The 20,412-nt window shown below is 70.1% G+C and carries 17 protein-coding genes; 14 read left to right on the top strand and 3 right to left on the bottom strand.

Features of this window, described 5'->3' with window-relative positions; genetic code table 11:
• Window positions 1-49: 49 nt before the first annotated feature.
• The 11 genes from J2W21_RS02160 (at window position 50) to J2W21_RS02110 (ending at window position 13,452) form a co-directional block, all read left to right on the top strand.
• On the top strand, window positions 50-1,402 hold the full coding sequence (locus J2W21_RS02160) for an ABC transporter substrate-binding protein (RefSeq protein ID WP_307112859.1): 1,353 nt from the start codon (window positions 50-52) through the stop codon (window positions 1,400-1,402).
• A gap of 27 nt (window positions 1,403-1,429) precedes the next feature.
• Window positions 1,430-2,452, top strand: coding sequence for a carbohydrate ABC transporter permease (locus J2W21_RS02155; protein ID WP_307112858.1), 1,023 nt, complete (start codon window positions 1,430-1,432; stop codon window positions 2,450-2,452).
• Window positions 2,449-3,375 carry a carbohydrate ABC transporter permease gene (locus J2W21_RS02150; RefSeq protein ID WP_307112857.1) on the top strand — a complete coding sequence of 309 codons (927 nt, stop codon included), beginning with the start codon at window positions 2,449-2,451 and terminating at the stop codon, window positions 3,373-3,375. The genes J2W21_RS02155 and J2W21_RS02150 overlap by 4 nt, the downstream gene beginning before the upstream one ends.
• Window positions 3,372-4,229, top strand: coding sequence for a sugar phosphate isomerase/epimerase family protein (locus J2W21_RS02145; protein ID WP_307112856.1), 858 nt, complete (start codon window positions 3,372-3,374; stop codon window positions 4,227-4,229). The genes J2W21_RS02150 and J2W21_RS02145 overlap by 4 nt, the downstream gene beginning before the upstream one ends.
• Window positions 4,230-4,279: 50 nt before the next feature.
• Window positions 4,280-5,701 (top strand): glucuronate isomerase, encoded by a 1,422-nt coding sequence (gene uxaC / locus J2W21_RS02140; RefSeq protein ID WP_307112855.1) that lies wholly within the window; start codon window positions 4,280-4,282, stop codon window positions 5,699-5,701.
• Window positions 5,702-5,727: 26 nt separating this feature from the next.
• Complete coding sequence (locus J2W21_RS02135; protein WP_307112854.1) at window positions 5,728-7,047, top strand: mannitol dehydrogenase family protein; 1,320 nt, start codon at window positions 5,728-5,730, stop codon at window positions 7,045-7,047.
• Between the two features lie 93 nt (window positions 7,048-7,140).
• Window positions 7,141-8,370: a D-mannonate dehydratase ManD gene (manD, locus tag J2W21_RS02130; protein WP_307112853.1), complete on the top strand. Its 1,230-nt coding sequence runs from the start codon at window positions 7,141-7,143 to the stop codon at window positions 8,368-8,370.
• Window positions 8,367-8,879 carry a gluconokinase gene (locus J2W21_RS02125; RefSeq protein WP_307112852.1) on the top strand — a complete coding sequence of 171 codons (513 nt, stop codon included), beginning with the start codon at window positions 8,367-8,369 and terminating at the stop codon, window positions 8,877-8,879. The genes manD and J2W21_RS02125 overlap by 4 nt, the downstream gene beginning before the upstream one ends.
• A gap of 102 nt (window positions 8,880-8,981) precedes the next feature.
• Complete coding sequence (gene uidA / locus J2W21_RS02120; protein WP_307112851.1) at window positions 8,982-10,826, top strand: beta-glucuronidase; 1,845 nt, start codon at window positions 8,982-8,984, stop codon at window positions 10,824-10,826.
• Window positions 10,827-10,873: 47 nt separating this feature from the next.
• Window positions 10,874-12,301, top strand: a complete 1,428-nt coding sequence (gene uidB / locus J2W21_RS02115) for a glucuronide transporter (protein ID WP_307112850.1) — start codon at window positions 10,874-10,876, stop codon at window positions 12,299-12,301.
• A gap of 176 nt (window positions 12,302-12,477) precedes the next feature.
• On the top strand, window positions 12,478-13,452 hold the full coding sequence (locus J2W21_RS02110; RefSeq protein WP_307112849.1) for a phosphodiesterase: 975 nt from the start codon (window positions 12,478-12,480) through the stop codon (window positions 13,450-13,452).
• Between the two features lie 12 nt (window positions 13,453-13,464).
• Here the strand turns inward: J2W21_RS02110 and J2W21_RS02105 are convergent, their stop codons facing one another.
• The gene (locus J2W21_RS02105; RefSeq protein ID WP_307112848.1) at window positions 13,465-15,081 is read right to left on the bottom strand and encodes a stealth conserved region 3 domain-containing protein; all 1,617 of its coding nucleotides are present in this window, start codon (window positions 15,079-15,081) and stop codon (window positions 13,465-13,467) included.
• A gap of 142 nt (window positions 15,082-15,223) precedes the next feature.
• Between J2W21_RS02105 and lhgO the strand changes: the two genes are divergently transcribed.
• The 3 genes from lhgO (at window position 15,224) to J2W21_RS02090 (ending at window position 18,503) form a co-directional block, all read left to right on the top strand.
• Window positions 15,224-16,426 (top strand): L-2-hydroxyglutarate oxidase, encoded by a 1,203-nt coding sequence (gene lhgO / locus J2W21_RS02100; protein ID WP_307112847.1) that lies wholly within the window; start codon window positions 15,224-15,226, stop codon window positions 16,424-16,426.
• A 459-nt stretch (window positions 16,427-16,885) separates the two neighbouring features.
• Window positions 16,886-17,464 (top strand): orotate phosphoribosyltransferase, encoded by a 579-nt coding sequence (pyrE, locus tag J2W21_RS02095; protein WP_307112846.1) that lies wholly within the window; start codon window positions 16,886-16,888, stop codon window positions 17,462-17,464.
• A 22-nt stretch (window positions 17,465-17,486) separates the two neighbouring features.
• Window positions 17,487-18,503 carry a thioesterase domain-containing protein gene (locus J2W21_RS02090; protein WP_307112845.1) on the top strand — a complete coding sequence of 339 codons (1,017 nt, stop codon included), beginning with the start codon at window positions 17,487-17,489 and terminating at the stop codon, window positions 18,501-18,503.
• A 63-nt stretch (window positions 18,504-18,566) separates the two neighbouring features.
• On the opposite strand, the gene J2W21_RS02085 is transcribed toward J2W21_RS02090, so the two are convergent.
• Together J2W21_RS02085 and J2W21_RS02080 are read right to left on the bottom strand one after the other, a co-directional pair.
• Window positions 18,567-19,325 carry an SDR family NAD(P)-dependent oxidoreductase gene (locus tag J2W21_RS02085; RefSeq protein WP_307112844.1) on the bottom strand — a complete coding sequence of 253 codons (759 nt, stop codon included), beginning with the start codon at window positions 19,323-19,325 and terminating at the stop codon, window positions 18,567-18,569.
• Window positions 19,326-19,441: 116 nt separating this feature from the next.
• On the bottom strand, window positions 19,442-20,272 hold the full coding sequence (locus J2W21_RS02080) for an HAD-IIA family hydrolase (protein WP_307112843.1): 831 nt from the start codon (window positions 20,270-20,272) through the stop codon (window positions 19,442-19,444).
• Between the last annotated feature and the right edge of the window lie 140 nt (window positions 20,273-20,412).

The raw sequence follows: 20,412 nt of genomic DNA, 5'->3' as shown, positions 1-20,412 counted from the left end.
GCTGGATCACAGTGCGTCCTGGCTCGCAACGTACTCAAGGAGGAGACATATGCGAATCCGCAGCACGGCCAAAGTGGCCTCCCTCGCTGTTGTGGCATCCCTCGCCCTGGCCGCGTGCGGCTCGGGGTCGGGCGGAGGATCGTCGTCCGGCGGGGCGGTGAACGGGGCGGGCAAGACGCTCGACGTCCTGGTCAACGTCAACACGAACTACCCAGAGCAGCAGAAGCAGTGGTTCGCGGACACCGCGAAGAAGTTCAAGGACCAGACCGGGGCCGACCTCAAGTTCGAGACGTTCACGTCGGCGAACGACGAGCTGACCCGGATCCAGACGTCCGTCGTGTCGGGGCAGGGCCCCGACGTGTACTCGCTGGGCACGACCTTCACTCCCACGGCCTATGCCACGAAGGCCTTCGTCACGCTCTCGGACGACGACTGGAAGAAGGTGGGCGGGAAGGACCGCTTCAACCCGGCCGCGCTCGGGATCTCCGGCCCGGACAAGGACCACCTCGCGGGCATCCCGTTCGTGAGCCGCCCGTTCGTCATGGCGTACAACAAGGACCTCCTCAAGGCGGCCGGCATCGACAAGCCGGCCACCACGTGGGACGGCCTCCTCGACCAGGCCAAGAAGCTCACCGACCCGTCCAAGGGCCAGTACGGGATGGGCGTCGCCTACAAGGACAACTTCGACCCCTGGAAGTACATCTGGGCGATGTCGGTGCAGGCGGGCAACCCCCTCGTGGACGGCAAGACCGCCAAGCTCGACGACCCGGCCGTCCAGAAGGCCTACCAGACCTACTTCGGCTGGCTCACCAAGGACAAGGTGGTCAATCCGGCCGCCGTGGGCTGGAGCAACAGCCAGGCGCTCGCGGACTTCGCGTCAGGCAAGTCCGCCTACTTCCTCATGACGACCACGACCTCGCTCCCGACGCTGCAGAAGTCCGCCATCAAGGACAAGTTCGAGTACTCGCTCATGCCGACCGTGGCTCCCGGTGAGACCTCCTCGAAGTCCGATCAGCCGGCGGCCTCGATCCTGTCCGGCGACAACCTCGTGGTCGCCGACTACTCGAAGAACAAGGACCTCGCCTTCGCGTACGTCAACCTCGTCACGAGCAAGGACGAGCAGCTGAACTACCAGAAGACCTTCGGCGACCTGCCCGCGAACGCGGACGCCCTCGCGTCCCTGGCCAGCGCACCCCACATGGCTGCGAGCACCGAGTCCGCCAAGGAGTCCAAGGCAACGCCGTTCACGGGGGCATGGGGCGACATCCAGCTCGCCCTGCTCAACGTGACGGTGCAGTCCCTGCCCGATCTCGCCTCCGGCAACGTCTCGGATGCCGCTCTGAGCCAGCGCATCAAGGACGCCCAGACCAAGTCCCAGCAGTCCCTCGACAGGGCCAAGTGAGAGAGCGGGACCTCCCGCGTGACTGACATGAGCACTGCAAGCACCCCGAAGCCGGAGACCCGGCCCGCCGCACCCGCGGCAGGCCGGGCCCCCCGGCACCGTCCCGCCGATCTCGGCGGCACTCCAGGGGCCCGCACCCCGCGCACTCCGCGCCGCCGCGGCCTCTCCGAGCGGAACCGTCCCCTGTGGATGCTCCTGCCCGGCGGGATCCTGATGACGATCGTCATCCTCGTCCCCCTCGTCCTGGGCATCTTCATGTCCACGCTCGACCTCGACCAGTACACGCTGCGCAAGTGGGTGTCGGCGCCGTTCATCGGCCTCGCCAACTACATCGAGGCCGTCACCCAGACCGAGCTGTTCCACGCCGTCTGGCTCAGCGTGTCCTACTCCTTCATCGCCACCGTCCTCGCGCTGCCGATCGGCATCGCGGCCGCGGTGGCGACGCAGAATGCCTTCAGGGGCCGCGCGGTCGTGCGCTCCGTCTTCCTCATCCCGTACGTGCTGCCCTCGTTCGTCGTGGCGACGGTCTGGCGCACGATGTTCCAGCCGCAGGGCGTGGTGGACCACTCCTTCGGTGCCTTCGGCGTCGATCCGGGCCTGTGGCTGAACGGCCCCAACACGTACTGGGCCCTCATCTTCGTCCAGCTCTGGGCGTCGTGGCCGTTCGTGTACCTGCTCGCCCTCGCGGGCCTGCAGTCCGTTGACCACGAGGTGCACGAGGCCGCCGCCCTGGACGGCGCGCTGTGGTGGACCAAGCTGCGGTACGTGGTCTTCCCCTACCTCAAGGGCCCGGTCTCGCTTGCCTTCATCATCGGGATGCTGAACCACATCAACAACTTCACGCTCCCGTTCGTCCTGTTCGGCATCCCGGCCCCGCACGACGTGGAGCTCCTGCCCGTCCTGACCTACGTGACGAGCTTCCAGAGCTTCCGCTTCGGGCTCAGCGCCGCCATGGCGGTCGTCTCGCTGATCCTCATCCTCATCCCGCTGTTCATCTACCTGCGCGCCGTCAAGCTCGACGACGCCGAAGCCCCGGGAGGCCGCGAGTGACCCTCTCACAGTCCGCCACCCAGGCCGTCACCCCCGGCGCCCTTGTCGACAGACCGGGTTCGCGCCAGCAGGGCGAGGTCACCCGACTCCTGCCGGTGTGGCTCATCGGGCTCGTCATCGCGGCCCTCGGCCTGTTCGTCCTGGCCCCGCTGCTGTACATCTTCCTCGCGAGCATCAACTCGGACATCTCGGTGGCCCGCGGCGACTTCTGGCCAGCCGAGTTCACCCTCGCCAACTACTCGAAGATCTGGTCCAGCGTCGGCCTCGCCAACGCCCTCACGAACTCGATCATCGCCGCAGGCGCGACCGCCGTCATCTCCGCGGTCCTCGCGATCGGGACGGCCTACGTGCTCGTGCGGTACCAGTTCTTCGGCCGGCTCACCATCCTGCGCGCCCTCCTGGGCCTCCAGTCCGTGCCGGGCACGCTGCTGGTCCTGCCGGTGTTCGTGCTGTTCTCCTCGGCCGCCACCACGTTGGGCATCACCGTGATCGGCACACGCTGGGGCCTCATCGTCACGTACCTGACGTTCGCGCTGCCGTTCTCCACCTGGGTCATGGTCACCTACCTGCGCGGCCTGCCCAAGGAGCTCGAGGAGGCGGCGAGGATCGACGGCGCGAGCAATATGGGCATCCTCACCAGGATCATCCTGCCGCTGAGCTGGCCCGGCATCATCGTCTCCGCCATCTTCGCCTTCCTGCTCGGCTGGAACGATGTGCTCTTCGCCTCCGTCATGACCCGGCCGGACACCCAGACCGCAGCCGTGGCGCTGCAGATCTTCGCGACCGGCAGCGAGGGCGGTGCGATCCCGTTCTACGGCCAGATGATGGCGGCCTCGCTCGTCTGCGCGGCGCCGGTCGTGATCCTCTACCTGTTCTTCCAGAAGTACCTAGTGGGCGGCCTGACCGCCGGAGGAGTGAAGTGAGCATCCAGGGAAGCCAAGCAGCGGCACTGCGCTGGGACCTGTCCGGGTTCGGCGACGAGATCGACGACGACCCGCGCGTCCAGGCGGCGGTCATGCGCGCCCTCGGCGCGAGCCACATCGAGGTCCGCAGCGCGTGGGGCACCAACATCGTGGACCTGTCCGAGGAACAGCTCGCTGCCCTCAAAGGCGTGCTCGACGAGGCCGGCCTGAACGTCTCCGCCATCGCCTCCCCGATCGGGAAGGTGGATGTGGAGCTCCCGGTCGAGCACGAGGTCGAGCGGCTGGGCCGGGCCCTCCGCGCCGCGGAAGTCCTCGGTGCCCCGTACATCCGCATCTTCTCCTTCTTCTACGAGGGGAAGGCGCCCGAGCAGGTCCGCGACGCCGTGATCGAGCGCATGACGGCGCTCGCCCGGCGGGCCGAGGGCACGGGCGTCACGCTCGTGCACGAGAACGAGAAGGACATCTTCGGCGACATCCCGTCCCGTGTGGCGGACATCGTCACGAGCGTGGACTCCCCGGCGCTCAAGCTCGCGTGGGACCCCGCGAACTTCGTGCAGGTCGGCGTCAAGCCGTTCACCGACGGCTACGAGCTCCTGCGCCCCCACGTGGTCTACCTCCAGGTCAAGGACGCGCTCTTCGCGGACGGCAGCGTGGTCCCCGCCGGCGAGGGCGACGGTGAGGTGCTCCGCACTGTCGAGGCCCTGCGCGACAGCGGGTACACGGGTTTCGCCTCGCTCGAGCCGCACCTGGCCGAGGCGTTCTCCCTGGGCGGGTTCAGCGGGCCCTACGCCTTCGGGGTGGCGGCCCGGGCGTTCGCGAAGGTCCTCGAGGCCGCCGGCGTCGAGGCGGGCTGACCGCCCTGCGAGAGACCGACAGACCTGAGCACGAGAGAAGAGAAGCACCCATGAGCCAGTCCATCGCGGCCAACCCGGACCGCCTCCTGCCGGCGGACCCCGGAACCCGGGCGATCGCGCGCGAGCTGCTTGCCGAGGTCGAGCACCTCCCGCTCATCTCCCCGCACGGCCACGTGCCCGCGGAGATGCTCGCGGAGGACACCCCGTTCCCCGACCCCACGGCCCTCCTGGTGAGCCCCGACCACTACGTCACCCGGCTCATCCACGCGGGCGGTGTGGGGCTGGACCAGCTCCGGGTGGGCCCGGGTCCCCACGGTGTGGACTCGCGCACGGCGTGGCGGCACTTCGCCGCCGCGTGGCCGCTCTTCGACGGGACCGCCTCGGGCTACTGGATCCGCAGCGAGTTCGAGCACGTCTTCGGCCTCTCTGCCGAGACCGTGGACTCCTTCGGCGCCGAGACGGCCGACGCCGTGTACGACGCGATCGCGGCGAAGCTCGCCGAGCCGTCCTTCCGCCCGCGCCAGCTGTTCAAGGACTTCCGCCTCGAGGTGCTCGCCACCACCGACGATCCGCTCGACACGCTCGAGGCGCACCGCCTCCTGGCCAAGGACGAATCGTTTGCCGGCCGCGTCCTGCCCACGTTCCGCCCCGATCCCTACCTCAACGTAGCGCACCCCGAGTGGGCCGAGCGGGTGGACAGGCTCACGGCAGAGGCGGGCGACGGCGTCGGCGGCTACGCGGGCTACCTGAGGGCGCTGGAGAACCGGCGCCGCTACTTCGTGGAGAATGGCGCTGTCTCCGCCGACCACGGCGTCCGGACGCCGCTCACGCTCAAGCTCGACGCCGCGGAGGCCGAGGCACTGTTCGCCAAGGCCCGCCGGGGCGAGGCGACCGCGGCCGACCGCGACGTGTTCGAGGGCCACATGATGTACGAGATGGCCCGCATGAGCGTCGACGACGGCCTCGTGATGACCCTCCACCCCGGCTCCTTCCGCAACCACCACACCGCGACGTTCGAGAGGTTCGGCGCGGACACCGGCCACGACATCCCGTTCGCGGTGCACTACACCGAGGGCATCCGCCCGCTCCTGGAGGACTTCGGCACCGCCAAGGGCTTCCACCTCGTCCTCTTCACCCTCGACGAGACGGTCTTCAGCCGGGAGCTCGCGCCGCTGGCCGGCTTCTACCCGTCCGTGTACGTGGGCGCCCCCTGGTGGTTCCTCGACGCGCCGGACTCGATCCTGCGCTTCCGCTCGGCCGTCACCGAGACCACCGGCTTCACGCGGACCTCCGGCTTCATCGACGACACCCGCGCGTTCTGCTCCATTCCTGCCCGGCACAACATGAGCCGCCGCATGGACGCGGGCTTCCTCGCGAAGCTCGTCGCGGAGCACCGCATCACCGAGTCCCGGGCCCACGAGATCATCGTGGACCTCGTCGACGGCTCGCCGCGGCGCGTCTTCAAGCTCTAGCTCCCAGTCCCGAAAGGGGAATCCCCATGCATGCCACCGTCTCCACCGAGGTGCTTCCCCTCCTGGGCAGGTCTGGCGCCCCCGCGCCGCCGGTGCGGATCGTGCACCTCGGCCTCGGCGCGTTCCACCGATCCCATCAGGCCTGGTTCACCGCCCACGCCTCCGATGCCGCCGAGTGGGGGATCGCCTCCTTCACCGGTCGCCGGCCGGACGCCGCCCGCGTCCTCGCGGCCCAGGACGGGCTCTTCACGCTGATCGAGCGCGGCGGCGACGGCGACCGCTTCGAGGTGGTCGGCTCGATCGCCGAGGCGGTCGACGGCGCGGACACCGGCCGCCTCGACGCCCTGCTCGCCGCGCCGGCCACCGTGATCGTCACGCTGACCGTCACCGAGGCGGTCTACGAGAAGCACGACGCCGACTCGCCCCTCGCGCGGCTGTGCCGCGGGCTCGCGGCGAGGCGGGAGGCGGGAGCCGGCCCGATCGCCGTCGTGAGCTGCGACAACGTGGCGGGCAACGCCGAGGTGGCCGAGAAGGCGCTGCTCTCCATCGCCGAGGGCCACGACCCCGGCCTCGCCTCGTGGATGCGGGAGAACGTGAGCTTCGTGGGCACCTCGGTGGACCGCATCACACCCCGGACGACGCCGGACGACGTCGCCCTGGTCGCGGCGCGGTGCGGCTACCGCGACGAGGCGCCCGTGGTGGCCGAGCCGTTCGCGAACTGGATCCTCGCCGGCGACTTCCCCGCGGGGCGCCCGCGCTGGGAGGACGCGGGCGCGCAGTTCGTCACGGACATCGAGCCGTTCGAGAACCGCAAGCTCTGGCTCCTCAACGGCGCCCACTCGATCCTCGCGTACGCCGGGCAGCTGCGCGGCCACACGACGGTGGCCCAGGCCGTGGCCGACCCCGCGTGCCGCGAGGCGGTGGAGGCCTTCTGGGACGAGGCCGCCCGGCACCTGACGCTGCCCGAGCTCGCCGTCCCGGAGTACCGCCGGGCGCTGATCGAGCGGTTCTCGAATCCGAGGATCGCCCACCACCTCGCCCAGATCGCCGCGGACGGGACCACCAAGCTGCGCATGCGCGCGGTCCCGGTGCTCTCCGCCGAGATCGCGCGGGGCCGCACGGGGGTCGGAGCGGCCCGGATGGTCGCGGTGTGGATGGACTTCGTCTCCGCCGCGGCCTCGGGCGACTTCCAGGACCCGCTCAAGGACCAGGTCCTCGGCGCGGCGTCCCTCGAGGGCAGGGAGCGGACCCAGGCACTCGCCGAGCTCGTGTCGCCGACGCTCGCCGGCGATCCGGTCGTGGTGGACCGCATCCACTCCCTGCGGGGCACCCTCACCGGGGAGTGACCGCCCCTGGCAATGTGCGGCAAACGTTTGCCATCACCCCGGCCCGTCAGTATGCTGAACGCGAGCCCCCGGCCCCAGTGAAAGGAAGCGACGATGAAGATCGTCTCCGCTGAAGTCTTCGTGACGAGCCCGACGCGCAACTTCGTGACCCTGAAGGTCACCACGGACGAGGGGATCACCGGGATCGGCGATGCGACCCTCAATGGGCGCGAGCTCGCCGTGGCGGCGTACCTCAAGGAGCACGTGGCCCAGCTGCTCGTGGGCCGGGACCCGCACATGATCGAGGACACCTGGCAGTTCCTCTACCGCTCCTCCTACTGGCGGCGGGGGCCGGTGACGATGGCTGCGATCGCCGCCGTGGACATGGCCCTGTGGGACATCAAGGGCAAGGTGGCGGGCCTGCCGGTCTACCAGCTCCTCGGCGGCGCGTCCCGCCGCGGACTGCGCGCCTACGGGCATGCCTCGGGCACGGACCTTCCCTCGCTGTTCGACTCGATCCGCGAGCACCTCGAGCTCGGCTACAAGTCCATCCGCGTCCAGACCGCCATCCCGGGCATCAAGGCCGTCTACGGGGTGGCCGCCCAGTCCCAGGCCTCGGGGGAGCGCTACGACTACGAGCCCGCGGGCCGCGGCGCGTACCCGCAGGAGGAGGACTGGGACACCCGGGCCTACCTGCGCCACCTCCCCACGGTCTTCGAGGCCGTGCGCAACGAGTTCGGCCCCGAGATCCCGCTCCTGCACGACGGCCACCACCGCATGACCCCCATGCAGGCCGCCAAGCTCGGCAAGGCGCTCGAGCCCTACGACCTGTTCTGGCTCGAGGACTGCACTCCGGCCGAGAACCAGGAGGGCCTGCGCCTGGTCCGCCAGCACACCACCACCCCGCTCGCGATCGGCGAGATCTTCAACACCGTCTGGGACTTCCAGCTGCTCATCCGCGAGCAGCTCATCGACTACGTCCGGGCTGCCTCCACCCACTTCGGCGGCATCTCGCCGCTGAAGAAGGTCATGGACTACGCGGCCCAGTACCAGATCAAGTCCGGCTTCCATGGCCCCACGGACATCTCCCCGGTGGGCTTCGCCGCCCAGCTGCACGTGGGCCTTGCGATCCACAACTACGGGATCCAGGAGTACATGCAGCACTCCGAGAAGACCAACACCGTCTTCGAGCAGTCGATGACCTTCAAGGACGGCTACCTCCACCCGGGCGACAAGCCCGGCCTCGGCGTCGAGTTCAACGAGGAGGCCGCGAACTCCTTCCCCTACCAGCAGGCCTACCTGCCGTACAACCGCCTCATCGACGGCACGGTGCACGACTGGTGACCGACGCAGCGGACGGCGGGACGTTCCACGTCATCGCGATGGGCGTCTCCGGATGCGGCAAGAGCACCGTGGGCCGGCTCCTCGCCCAGGAGCTGGGCGGGGAGTTCCTCGACGGAGACGACCTGCATCCGGAGGCCAATGTCGCCAAGATGGCGGCGGGCATCCCGCTCGACGACGCCGACCGGGAGCCCTGGCTGCGCCTGATCGGGGAGAAGATGGCCGGGGCCTCGGGGACCATGGTGATCGGCTGCAGCGCGCTCAAGCGCGCCTACCGGGACATCATCCGCGAGGCGGCCCCGGACACGGTGTTCGTGCACCTGCACGGCGCGCGCGAGCTCCTCGCCGCCCGCATGGCCGCGCGCCCGGGGCACTTCATGCCCGTCTCCCTCCTGGACTCGCAGCTCGCCACGCTCGAGCCCCTCCAGGACGACGAGCGCGGCCGCGTCTTCGACATTGCCGAGCAGCCCGAGCAGATCGCCGACGAGGCCGCGGAGTGGCTCCGGGCCTGAGCACACAGTTGAAGTGGCAACTTTTGGCAAACGATTGCCGCACGTTGCACTGATTCCTAGGCTGGAACGGAAGCCGATTCCTCCAGCCCCAGGATGTGCACCATGCTCAAGCCGCAAGACGGACCCACACGCGAACTCGTGAGCCTCGACGGGCTGTACGCCTTCAGGGTCGACTCCGGGAATGCGGGGCTCCGCGAGCGGTGGCAGGACGCCCCGCTGGCCACGCCGCTCGAGATGGCCGTCCCGGCGAGCTACAACGACGTCTTCGCCGATCCGGCCGTCCGCGGCCACGTCGGCTGGGTCTGGTACCAGCGCGACATCCGCGTCCCGCGCGGCTGGGCCGGCGAGCGGATCGTCCTCCGCTTCGCCTCCGTCACGCACGGGGCGAAGGTCTTCGTCGACAGCGCCCTCGTGGCCGAGCACCAGGGCGGCTACACGCCGTTCGAGGCGGACATCACCGGCCACGTCGCGCCCGGTGGTACGTTCCGGCTCACGGTCGCCGTGAACAACGAGCTCACCCAGGCCACCATCCCGCCCGGCAGCATCGCCGAGGACGCCTCGGGCCGGCGCACGCAGACGTACATGCACGACTTCTACAACTACGCCGGCATCCACCGCAGCATCGCGCTCTACAGCACCCCCGTCGTCCACGTCGAGGACATCACGGTGGTCACCGGCTTCGACGGCGACGGCACCACCGGCACGGTCGACTACGCCGTGCTCGTCGCGGGGGAGGGCGCCGACATCCACCCCGTGCGCGTCCGCGTCCTGGACGCCGAGGGCACCGAGGTGGGCACCGCGGAGGGGATCTCCGGCACCGTGGCGATCCCCGGCGTCGTCCGCTGGCAGCCCGGGAAGGGCTACCTCTACCGCCTCGTCGTCGAGGTCCTCGCGCACGACGGCGAGTCCCCGGCGGGCGCCGCGGCCGGCGGGGCCGCGGTGGTCGACTCCTACACCCAGACCTTCGGCGTCCGCACGGTCGAGGTCCGCGGCACCGACTTCCTCATCAACGGCGAGCCGTTCTACTTCACCGGCTTCGGCATGCACGAGGACCACGCGACGATCGGCAAGGGCCACTCGGGCGCCCACATGGTCAACGACTTCTCCCTCCTCGAGTGGATCGGGGCGAACTCCTTCCGGACCTCGCACTACCCGTACTCCGAGGAGATCATGGACTACGCCGACCGGCACGGGATCGTGGTGATCGACGAGACCCCGGCCGTGGGCCTCAACGCAGACTTCGCCGGGTTCTTCGGCACCGGCGCGAAGACGACCTACGGCCCCGACTTCGTCAACGGCGAGACCGCCGCCGCCCACCGGCAGGTCATCGAGGAGCTCATCGCACGGGACAAGAACCACCCGTCCGTGGTGATCTGGTCCATCGCGAACGAGCCGCAGTCCTCCGAGGAGGGCGCGCGCGGGTACTTCGAGCCCCTCGCCGCGCTCGCCCGCGAGCTGGACCCCACGCGTCCCGTGGGCTTCGTCAACGTCATGTTCGACGGGCCGGACAAGGACACCATCACGGACCTGTTCGACGTCATCATGCTCAACCGCTACTACGGCTGGTACGTCAACACCGGCGACCTCGTCGCTGCGGAGGCCGCACTCGAGGCCGAGCTGCGCGCGTGGGACGCCAAGCTCGGCAAGCCGATCATCATGACGGAGTACGGGGCGGACACGCTCGCCGGCTTCCACTCCCTCTACGACCAGCCGTGGAGCGAGGAGTACCAGGCCGACCTGCTGGAGATGTTCCACCGCGTGTTCGACCGCGTCGATGCCATGGCCGGCGAGCACGTGTGGAACTTCGCCGACTTTGCCACCTCCAACGGCATCATGCGCGTGGACGGCAACAAGAAGGGCGCCTTCACCCGCGACCGCCGGCCCAAGGCCGCCGCCTTCGCACTGCGCCGGCGCTGGACCCAGAACAAGGCCACGCCCCAGGGCTGAGGCCCGGGCCAGCAGCAACCACAGCACCAGGACCAAGGACCACGACAATGACGTCTTCACCCACTTCCGCCCCGGCGACGGCCAGCAAGCTCGGCCTGAGGAGCATCATCGGCTACGGCGCGGGCGACGCCGCGAACAACCTCGCGTTCACGACCACCACGATGTTCCTGCTCGTCTACTACACCGACGTGGCAGGGATCTCCGCGGCGGCCGCGGGGACGCTGTTCCTCGTGGTGCGCATCTTCGACGCCTTCTCCGACCTCCTGGCCGGGCGCCTGGTGGACCGCACGTACACCAAGCGCTGGGGCAAGTTCCGCCCGTTCATCCTGTTCGGTGCCGTGCCGCTCATGGTGCTCACGTTCCTGAACTTCCACATTCCCCAGATCGGGGCGGGCGGCAAGCTCGCCTACGCGTACATCGTCTACGTTGCCCTGGGCCTCGCGTACTCGCTCGTGAATATCCCCTACGGCTCCATGGCCGGCGCCATGACCCCCCGGCCCAAGGAGCGGGCCAAGCTCGCGTCCTCCCGGACCATCGGTGCGCTGCTCGTCGGATCGGCGCTCGGCATCTTCGTGGCCCCGCTGCTCAAGTCTGGCGCCGACCTCCAGCCGATCTTCACGACCGTGACGATCATCGGCATGGTCCTCGGCGTCGCCCTGTACCTGTTCACGTTCTTCACGACCCGTGAGCGGGTGGTCCGCGACGTCCCGAAGGTCTCCTTCAGGCAGAGCATGCAGACCCTCAAGGGGAACAAGCCGCTGCTGATGCTGTGCCTGTCCTCGGTGCTCTTCCTCTCCGGCTACCTCTCGCTGACGACCGTGCAGGTCTACTACTTCCGCGACGTGCTGCACAGCCTCGCCCTCATCCCCGCGCTCTCCATCGTCCAGCTCGTCGTGACGCTCGCCCTCGGCGCCGTCATGCCGGCGATCGTGGCGAGGGCCGGCAAGCGCGCCGTCTACATCGCGTTCGTCGGCGTCCTCGTGGTGGGCGGAGCGATCGTGCTGTTCTCTCCCGCAGCCCTCGTGTGGCTCGGCTTCCTCGGCTTCGTGATCGCGATGGCCGGCGTGGTCGGCGTCAACATCGTCGTGTGGGCCCTCGAGGCCGACACGGTCGAGTACGGCGAGTGGAAGACCGGCGTGCGCTCGGAGGGCATCATCTACTCGCTGTTCTCCTTCACCCGCAAGACGGGCCAGGCGATCGGCGGCGCGCTCGCCGGCTACGCGATCGCCTGGGGCGGGTACGACGGCCACGCGGCCCAGCAGTCCTCCCAGGCGGTGCTCGGGATCCAGATCGCCGCGGGCCTCATCCCCGCGGTCCTCGCCATCGCCGCGGGCGTGATCATGTTCTTCTACGACCTCACCGACGAGCGGCACGCCAAGATCGTCGCCGAGATCCGCGAGCGGCACACCCAGGCCGGGGCAGGCCTCGGTGCGGACGCGGAGACCGTCGCGCTGCACTCCCAGCCGGAGGCCTGAGCTGGCCGGGCCACAGCGGAAGGGCGGACGGCGGCGGAACCCCCGTTCCGCCGTCGGCCGCCTGCGTGTTCCCTCTGTATCCGGCGGTTTGTGGCGCGTTAACTGGACATTCACCCACGCGATGTCTTGGATGTGTGCACTGGGGAAACTGACTCCGAGACGATAGAAGGGTCCCGATGGGCACCATCCAGGCCGAGCATCCGCGGCCGCGCCACTTCCTCCTCCACGTCAGCGACACGCACCTGCTCGGCGACGGACTCCTCGCGGGCTCCCTCGACTCCGAGGCCAGGCTGCGCCGCCTGTTCGCCCAGATGCACGACGCCGGCGGCTCGCCCGAGGCGATCGTCGTCACCGGTGACCTCGCAGACCGGGGCGAGCCCGAGGCGTACACGCGGCTGCGCGAGATCGCGGAGCCCGCCGCCGAGGCCCTCGGTGCGCGCCTGATCTGGGCCATGGGCAACCATGATTCGCGGCCCGCGCTCCGGGAGCACCTGCTTGGGGAGGAGCCCTCCGCGGAGCCGTTCGACCGTGTGCACTGGGTCAACGGGCTGCGCGTCGTCGTGATCGACACGAGCGTTCCGGGCGCGCACCACGGCGAGCTCTCGCCCGCGCAGCTCGGCTGGCTCGCCGAGGAGCTGAGCTTCCCGGCGCCCGACGGCACGATCCTCGCCATGCACCACCCGCCCGTGCCGTCCGTGCAGGAGCTCGCGGTGCTCGTGGAGCTGCGCGGGCAGGCCGCGCTCGCGGACGTGCTGCGCGGCTCGGACGTGCGGGCGATCCTCGCCGGGCACCTGCACTACTCGACCTCCGGCACCTTCGCCGGCGTCCCCGTCTCCGTCGCCTCCGCCACGTGCTACACGCAGGACCTCGCCGCCGCCGTCGACCCGGCCACGGGCCTGAGGGCCACGCGCGGCCGCGACGGCGCCCAGGCGTACAACCTGGTCCACGTGTACGCGGACTCCGTGGTGCACTCGGTGGTGCCGGCCGCGGGCGGCGACACCGTGGGCCGGTTCGTGCCCGCGGAGGACGTCGAGCGGGTCCTCGTCGAGCACGGGGTCACCTTCCCCGCCGACGACGGGGCGGGCCGGCGCACGCGCCGGGACACGTCCGAGAGGATCGGCCCGGCCACCGGCATGCTGCCCACCGTCTGAGGCGGCGCGGGGCTACCCTGCGGCCGGCCGCTCCCAGGGCGCGGGGATGGGGAAGTACTTCTCGAGGAAGTCCGTCACCCGTTCCTGTCGCTCCTCGCCCGAGACCTCGGGGAACGAGCCGTCGTTGAGGCAGAAGAAGTCCTGGTTGCGCTTCTTGAGCAGCTTGGGCAGCGCCTCGAGTCCCGCCCGGACCGTCGTGTCGATGTACTGGACCTTGGCGCCCACCTTCGTCACCGCGCGGCCCGTGAGCAGCGCGTAGTAGTGGTAGAAGGAATTGGTGACCGAGATGCTGTCCCACGAGCGGAACCGGGCGGCCGCCGTGCGCGCGAACTCCTCGGGGAACTCCGCCTCCATCTCGAGCAGCACGGACTTCCGCAGGGGCGCCGCCGTGTGCTCGAGGTGTCGTGTGGTGATGCGGCCGAACCGCTCATAGAGGAGCCGCCGGTTCACCCGGGCGGCGTTCTCGTGGCCCGAGCGGTCGAGGTGGTTGTCGCCGAGCCCGATCCGGGTCGACGCCTCGATGAACTTGGTGATGCCGCCGGGGGAGAAGAACATGTCCGGGCCAAGGGGCCGGCCGAAGAACATGTCGTCGTTCGAGTAGAGGAAGTACTCGGAGAGGCCCTCGATGTGCTGCAGCTGGGACTCGATGGCCTGCGAGTTGAAGACCGGCAGCACCGAGGGGTCCTTGTAGTGCTCCGCGGCCGGGACGACCGTGATCCGCTCGTGGGCGGTGTCGAGCCACGCCGGCGGCTTCGAGTCCGTGCAGATGAAGATCCGCCCGATCCAGGGCGCGAACATGTGCACGCTGCGCAGGGCGTACTTGAGCTCGTTGATCTGGCGCACGCGGGCATCGGCGTCGTCGCCCTCGCCGTGGACCACGCCGGGCAGGAACGACTCGCGGTAGCGCCGCAGCTCCGGGTCGGCGCCGTCCACCCACGAGAACACGATGTCGATCGTGAAGTCGATGTCCGTCGCGTGGTCCGCGAACATGTTCTCGATGGTCGGCCAGGTCCGGCCGAAGCGCTCGACGGTCCCGCGGACGGCCTCGTTGCGCGGGAGCGTCCGCCTGGTGAGGGAGTTCTCGATGGGCAGCTGGAGGGTCTCGCCCTCCCACTTCCACAGCTCCACCTGCACGCCCGTCTCGTGGCCGTAGCGCAGCCCGCCGGCGGGCTCGATCCGCGGCCGGTAGAGCCGGAACATGCGGGCCTGCCCGGACTCCGCAAGCCTGCCGTCCGCCACGAGCAGTGCCCGGTCCTTCCGCGCGTCCACGGTCAGGGAGTAGAACGGCTCGTCGCGGCACGCCTCGACGAGGGCGCGGCGGAGGTCCTTGCGCCGGGTCCAGTCCACCGCGATCACCGGGCGCGCGTCGTTGCCGCGCACCAGGAGATAGGGGATGTCCGCGCGGTCCAGCACGTCGCGGACGAACAGGAGGTCCTCGACCATGGCCTCGTGAGGGGTCTGCGTCCGGTTGACGAGCGCGTAGCCGCGCTTCTTGTGCCGCAGGACGTCGTCCCTGTCCGCGAGCCGCCGCCCTGCTTCGGCGGACGTGACCTCGAGCGCAGCGGGGACCGGTTCCGCGGTGTCTGGGGTCGCATGGTAGACCTCGGCGGGCGTCGGGGACGTGTTCACTGGCCTCCTCTGGGAAACATTGGGGTTCTCGGCACATGATAGGCCCCGTGGGCCGTCGCCGTGGGCCGCCTCCTCGCTAGGCTGGGCCCACGCAGCGTGGGTCCGGCGGGGCCACGGGGGTCCGGCGGGGGAGAGGAGCACCGTGGGCGCAGGAGAGTCTTTCGCCGTGGTGGGTGCGGGGATCATCGGCGCGGCCGTGGCGCGGGAGCTCACGCGCCGGTTCCCCGGTGCCGCCGTCACCGTGTTCGAGAAGGAGCAGCGCCCCGCCGCGCACCAGACGGGGCACAACTCCGGGGTGGTGCACGCGGGCCTCTACTACGAGCCGGGCGGACTCAAGGCGCGGCTGTGCCGCCGCGGCGTCGGGCTCCTGCGGGACCTCTGCGCCGAGCGCGGCCTCCCCTACGAGGCGTGCGGGAAGGTCGTCGTTGCCCTCGACTCCGACGAGGAGGCCAGGCTCGAGCGGATCTTCGAGCGGGCGGTCGCCAACAGGGTGCCCGGCGTGCACATGGTGGGCCCCGGCGAGCTGCGCGAGATCGAGCCCCATGCCGTGGGCCGGCGCGCGCTCCACTCGCCCGAGACCGCCATCGTGGACTACGCCCGCGTCACCGAGGCCCTCCTCGACGACGCGTGCGCCGCGGGCGGTACCGTCCGGTTCGGCGCCGAGGTGCGGGCCGTGACAGAGGCCGGTGCGTCGGCGACGGTGGAGACGGCCGAGGGGCAGGAGAGCTTCGACGCGGTCATCGCCTGCGCGGGGCTGCAGTCGGACCGTTTGGCCGCCCGGTCCGGCGAGGAGGCGGGGCCGGCCATCGTGCCGTTCCTCGGCCAGTACTTCGTCCTCGAGCCCGACTACCGAGACGTGGTCCGGGGCCTCGTCTACCCCGTCCCGGACCCGCGCTACCCGTTCCTCGGCGTGCACCTGACCAAACGGGTCGACGGCGAGATGACCGTGGGGCCCAACGCCTTCCTGTCCCTCTCCCGCGAGGGATACGCGGGGCTCGGCCTCGACGTGCGGGACGTCGCGTCCACGCTGTCCTTCGGCGGCTTCTGGCGGTTCTCGGGCCACAACCTCGCCACGGCGGCGCGGGAGATCCGCACGCTCGCCTCGCCCGCGCGCTTCATCGCCGAGGCCGGCCGGTACGTCCCCGCGCTCGAGGGGGCACGGGCCGTGGGCGCCTCGCGCGGCATCCGGGCCCAGGCCATGAACCGGGACGGCAGCCTCGTGGACGACTTCGCGATCCAGCGCCGCGGCCGCATCACCCACATCCGCAATGCGCCCTCGCCCGGGGCGACCTCGTCGATGGCCATCGCCGAGCACATCGTCGAGAACCTCTCCCTCCCCGCCTGACCGCGAAGTCACCCCGTAGAACCCCGAGGTCACCCGGTGTGGGCCCGAGGTCACCCCGTAGAACCCCGAGGTCACCCGGTGTGGGCCCGAGGTCACCCCGTGGGTGCGCGAGGTCGGGTCTGGCGTGGTGACGCCCGACGCCGGTGGCCTCCGAATGCTCTCAGGTCACCCGTGGCTGTCGTCCCCGACTTTCCCTGCAGTCCTCCCCAACATTCGCTGCTGTGCTCCCCGACTTTGGCGCGCGTGAGGCCAGCGTCATCTGTCTGATCCCCCGCCTCAGCTGAGTGCGGAGCCTGAAAGCTGGGGACGAGTGCAGGAAAGCTGGGGAGGAAGGCCGCGGGGTGATGACTCGCGCGCTACGGGGTGACTTCGCGGTTCCAGGGGGTGACTTCGCGGGGCGGGGGAGGGAGAGGCCGGGGCGACCACGCGCCGTCGTGCGTCGCCACTAGAATCGGTGCCATGACTGACGCCGCACCCGTTGACATCGCCGCCGCCCGCGCCCGCCTGCTGGAGCTCATCAAGGAGCTCGCCGTGGTGCGGGGCACGGTGATCCTCTCGAGTGGCAAGGAAGCGGACTACTACGTGGACCTCCGCCGCATCACGCTGCACCACGAGGCGAGCCAGCTCGTGGGCCAGGTCATGCTGGACCTCATCGACAGCGCCGGGGTCCAGATGGACACCGCGGGCGGCCTCACGATGGGCGCCGACCCGGTGGGCACCGCCGTCATGCACGCCGCCCGCGAGGCCGGCCGCGCCGTCGACGCGTTCGTGGTGCGCAAGGCGCAGAAGTCCTACGGCATGGGCCGGCAGGTCGAAGGCCCGGGCGTGGAGGGCCGCAAGGTCGTGGTGCTCGAGGACACCTCGACCACGGGCGGCTCGGCGCTCGCGGCCGTCGAGGGCGTGCGCAACGCGGGCGGGGAGGTGACCGCGGTGGCCGTCATCGTGGACCGCGCCACGGGCGCGAAGGAGCGCATCGAGGCCGAGGCCGGGGTGCCGTACCTCTACGCCTTCGGGAAGGACGAGCTCGGTCTCGACTGAGGGACCTGGCCCGGGCAGTGACGTGGGGGGACCATCCGTAGACCCGGCTCTGCTCCGGGCGGCCCTGCGGGTCAAGGCGTTCTCGCGCCGTGCCTTCCTCGGCGGGGCGACGGCCTCGGCGCTGCTCGCCGCGGACATGTTCGTCACCCGCGAGGTGCAGAGCCGCCGGCGCCAGACGGTCCTGCTCGACCTCGCGGACGACGCCGCGCGGCAGCGCTTCCCCGGCACCTCCTGGATCCTGTTCCCCGGCTACAAGACGAGCTGGGAGGAGGCGAGGATCATCCTCGCCTCCCTGCGGTCCTCGTTGTCGCAGCGGGGGCAGCTCGCCGCCGTGGGCTACTCCAATCTGGGCCTCGACCTGGACGAGATCCTGGACACCCTGCGGGTCTACATCCGCCAGCGGCGCCTGCGCACCCTGTACTTCTACGGGCACTCGTTCGGTGGGATGGTGGCCGTCGAGGCCGCTGCGAGGCTGCTCTCCGAGGACGGCCTCCAGGTCGAGGTGATCCTCCTCGACTCGACACCCGCCTCGAAGTTCGACGTCCTCGACCAGACCTGGTTCGACTCGGTCGTGTACCTGTACGACCTCGGGGTCCGGATCCCCTCCGTGGTGCGCGGCGGGTACGAGTTCGGCGAGCGGGTGGTGCACAAGAACGAGCGGACATGGGGCCAGGTCGTGAACCAGACCCTCGAGCAGCTCTCGCCGCTCGCGCCCTCCAGCGTGCTCATCCAGAGCGAGTCGGAGTACATCTACCAGTGGGACGCCACCCGGTTCACCGACTCGCTCGGCACCGTGCAGATGGCGTTCATCGGCAACCCGGGCGACCAGACCGTGGACTACGCCTCCGCCCGGTCGCGGTGGGAGCGGCTGTTCGCGAAGAACCTGGTCAGCTCGGATGCGCAGACCATCGGGGCGTTCCCGGCGCACGCGAGCCCGCAGTGGAGCGGCATCGTCTACAACCAGGTCCTCAACCGGCTCCTGCCCCAGCTGCTCCCGCTGCCCCTGACGGTGGGAGCGGCCGGCGGCGGGGCCGGGTAGGGGGCCGAGACAAAGCGGCCGGCCACCCGCGTGGGTGACCGGCCGCCGTCGTGCGCGCGTGGCTCAGACGGCGGTGTAGCCGCCGTCGATGAGGTAGTAGCCGCCGGTGACGAACGAGGCGTCCTCGGAGAGGAGGAACGTCACGACGTGTGCGACCTCCTCGGGGCGCCCGAGCCGCCCGAGCGGGTGCTTGCCCTTGAGGAGCTCCATCACCTCGGGGGTGAGGTTGTTCTCCAGCAGCGGCGTCTGGATGTAGCCGGGGCCCACGGCGTTGATGCGCAGCCCCTGGGGGCCGTACTCGGCGGCGGCGTTCTTGGTCACGCCGACCACGCCGTGCTTGGCTGCGGTGTACGCACTGTTGCCCAGCGCCGCGACCATCCCGTGGATCGAGGCCATGTTGACGATCGCGCTCTCTGCGGCGCCGGCCTTGAGCATCTCGGGGATCTGGTACCGCATGCCGTACAGCACGCCGTTGAGGTTGATGTCGATGACCTTGTCCCAGTCGTCGAGGTCGATCTCCCCCGTCGGGGCGTTCCTGCCGCCGATCCCGGCGTTGTTCACCGCGTAGTTGAGCTTGCCGTACGTCTCCACGGCGAACCGGACCGCCTTCTCGGAGTCCTCCTTCTTCGCGGTGTCCTGCTGGAAGGCCGACGCCGTCCCGCCGGCGTCCGTGATCTCCTTCGCCACGCGCTGGGCTGCGTCGAGGTTGATGTCGGTCAGGACGACGCTCGCCCCCTTGGCCGCGAGCTCCTTGCCGATCGCCTCGCCGAGGCCCGAGCCGCCGCCCGTGACGAGGGCTACCCTGCCGGTGAACTGTGCCATGTCGATCTCCTTTGTCTTCGCTGGACTATCAACTGTTCAGTGCAGCGCACCGCGGTGCAGGCGCATTCCGTCTGAGGGTGTCTCGTTGCGGACACCCAGGGGTGACCGGCCACACACTAGAGCTGCTGCAGGAGGTCCTTCACGGAAGCGAGGATCTGGTTGGGCCGGAAGGGGTAGGCGGCGATGTCCTCGCGCTGCGTGATGCCAGAGAGGACGAGCACCGTGTGCAGCCCGGCCTCCATGCCCGCGATGATGTCCGTGTCCATCCGGTCTCCGATCATCGCCGTGGTCTCGGAATGTGCGTCGATCTGGTTCATCGCGGAGCGGAACATCATGGGGTTCGGCTTGCCGATGGTGTACGGCACCCGGCCCGTCGCCTTGCTGATGAGCGCGGCGATCGCGCCGGTCGCGGGCAGCACGCCGTCCCGCGAGGGCCCCGTCGCGTCCGGATTGGTGGCGATGAACCGGGCGCCGTCGAGGATCAGGCGGATGGCCGTGGTGATCGCGTTGAAGGAGTACGTGCGGGTCTCGCCGAGCACCACATAGTCGGGGTCCTGGTCGGTGAGGATCATGCCAGCCTCGTGCAGGGCCGTGGTGAGGCCGGCCTCGCCGATCACGTAGATCCGGGCGCCCGGCATCTGGTCCTTGAGGAACACCGCCGTGGCCAGCGCCGAGGTCCAGATGTTCTCCTCGGGGATGCTCAGGCCCGAGGAGGCGAGGCGGGCGGCGAGGTCCCGCGGGGTGTAGATCGAGTTGTTCGTCAGGACCAGGAAGCGGCGGGAGGTGTCCACCCACCGCTGGATGAGCTCGGCGGCGCCGGGGATCGGGTGGTTCTCGTGGACGAGCACGCCGTCCATGTCCGTGAGCCAGCATTCGATCTCCTGGCCGCTGCGGTAGACCACGGGGCCGGCGGGCTGCGTCGGCTCGACGTCGGGGGACTCGCTCATGAAACGCTCCTCGGGTCGGGGGGAGGGTGCGCGCACGACGGCGGACGCACCCTCAGTCTTCCATCCCACCGATCGTTTGCGGCCGATTTCCGCAACTGCGACCGTTCGGACCTATTTTCGCCGCAGGTGCGGAGATTGCC

The organism is Sinomonas atrocyanea, assembly GCF_030811715.1.
Classification (GTDB): domain Bacteria; phylum Actinomycetota; class Actinomycetes; order Actinomycetales; family Micrococcaceae; genus Sinomonas; species Sinomonas atrocyanea_A.
The sequence above is the reverse complement of the archived record's forward strand: the minus strand, read 5'-3'. Positions and strand labels throughout refer to the sequence as shown.

Excerpts from the sequence above, each read along its gene's own strand:
- J2W21_RS02160 (WP_307112859.1), top strand. The coding sequence starts at position 50 with ATGCGAATCCGCAGCACGGCCAAAGTGGCCTCCCTCGCTGTTGTGGCA.
- J2W21_RS02155 (WP_307112858.1), top strand. The coding sequence starts at position 1,430 with ATGAGCACTGCAAGCACCCCGAAGCCGGAGACCCGGCCCGCCGCACCC.
- uxaC (WP_307112855.1), top strand. The coding sequence starts at position 4,280 with ATGAGCCAGTCCATCGCGGCCAACCCGGACCGCCTCCTGCCGGCGGAC.
- J2W21_RS02135 (WP_307112854.1), top strand. The coding sequence starts at position 5,728 with ATGCATGCCACCGTCTCCACCGAGGTGCTTCCCCTCCTGGGCAGGTCT.
- manD (WP_307112853.1), top strand. The coding sequence starts at position 7,141 with ATGAAGATCGTCTCCGCTGAAGTCTTCGTGACGAGCCCGACGCGCAAC.
- uidA (WP_307112851.1), top strand. The coding sequence starts at position 8,982 with ATGCTCAAGCCGCAAGACGGACCCACACGCGAACTCGTGAGCCTCGAC.
- uidB (WP_307112850.1), top strand. The coding sequence starts at position 10,874 with ATGACGTCTTCACCCACTTCCGCCCCGGCGACGGCCAGCAAGCTCGGC.
- J2W21_RS02110 (WP_307112849.1), top strand. The coding sequence starts at position 12,478 with ATGGGCACCATCCAGGCCGAGCATCCGCGGCCGCGCCACTTCCTCCTC.
- pyrE (WP_307112846.1), top strand. The coding sequence starts at position 16,886 with ATGACTGACGCCGCACCCGTTGACATCGCCGCCGCCCGCGCCCGCCTG.
- J2W21_RS02085 (WP_307112844.1), bottom strand. The coding sequence starts at position 19,325 with ATGGCACAGTTCACCGGCAGGGTAGCCCTCGTCACGGGCGGCGGCTCG.
- J2W21_RS02080 (WP_307112843.1), bottom strand. The coding sequence starts at position 20,272 with ATGAGCGAGTCCCCCGACGTCGAGCCGACGCAGCCCGCCGGCCCCGTG.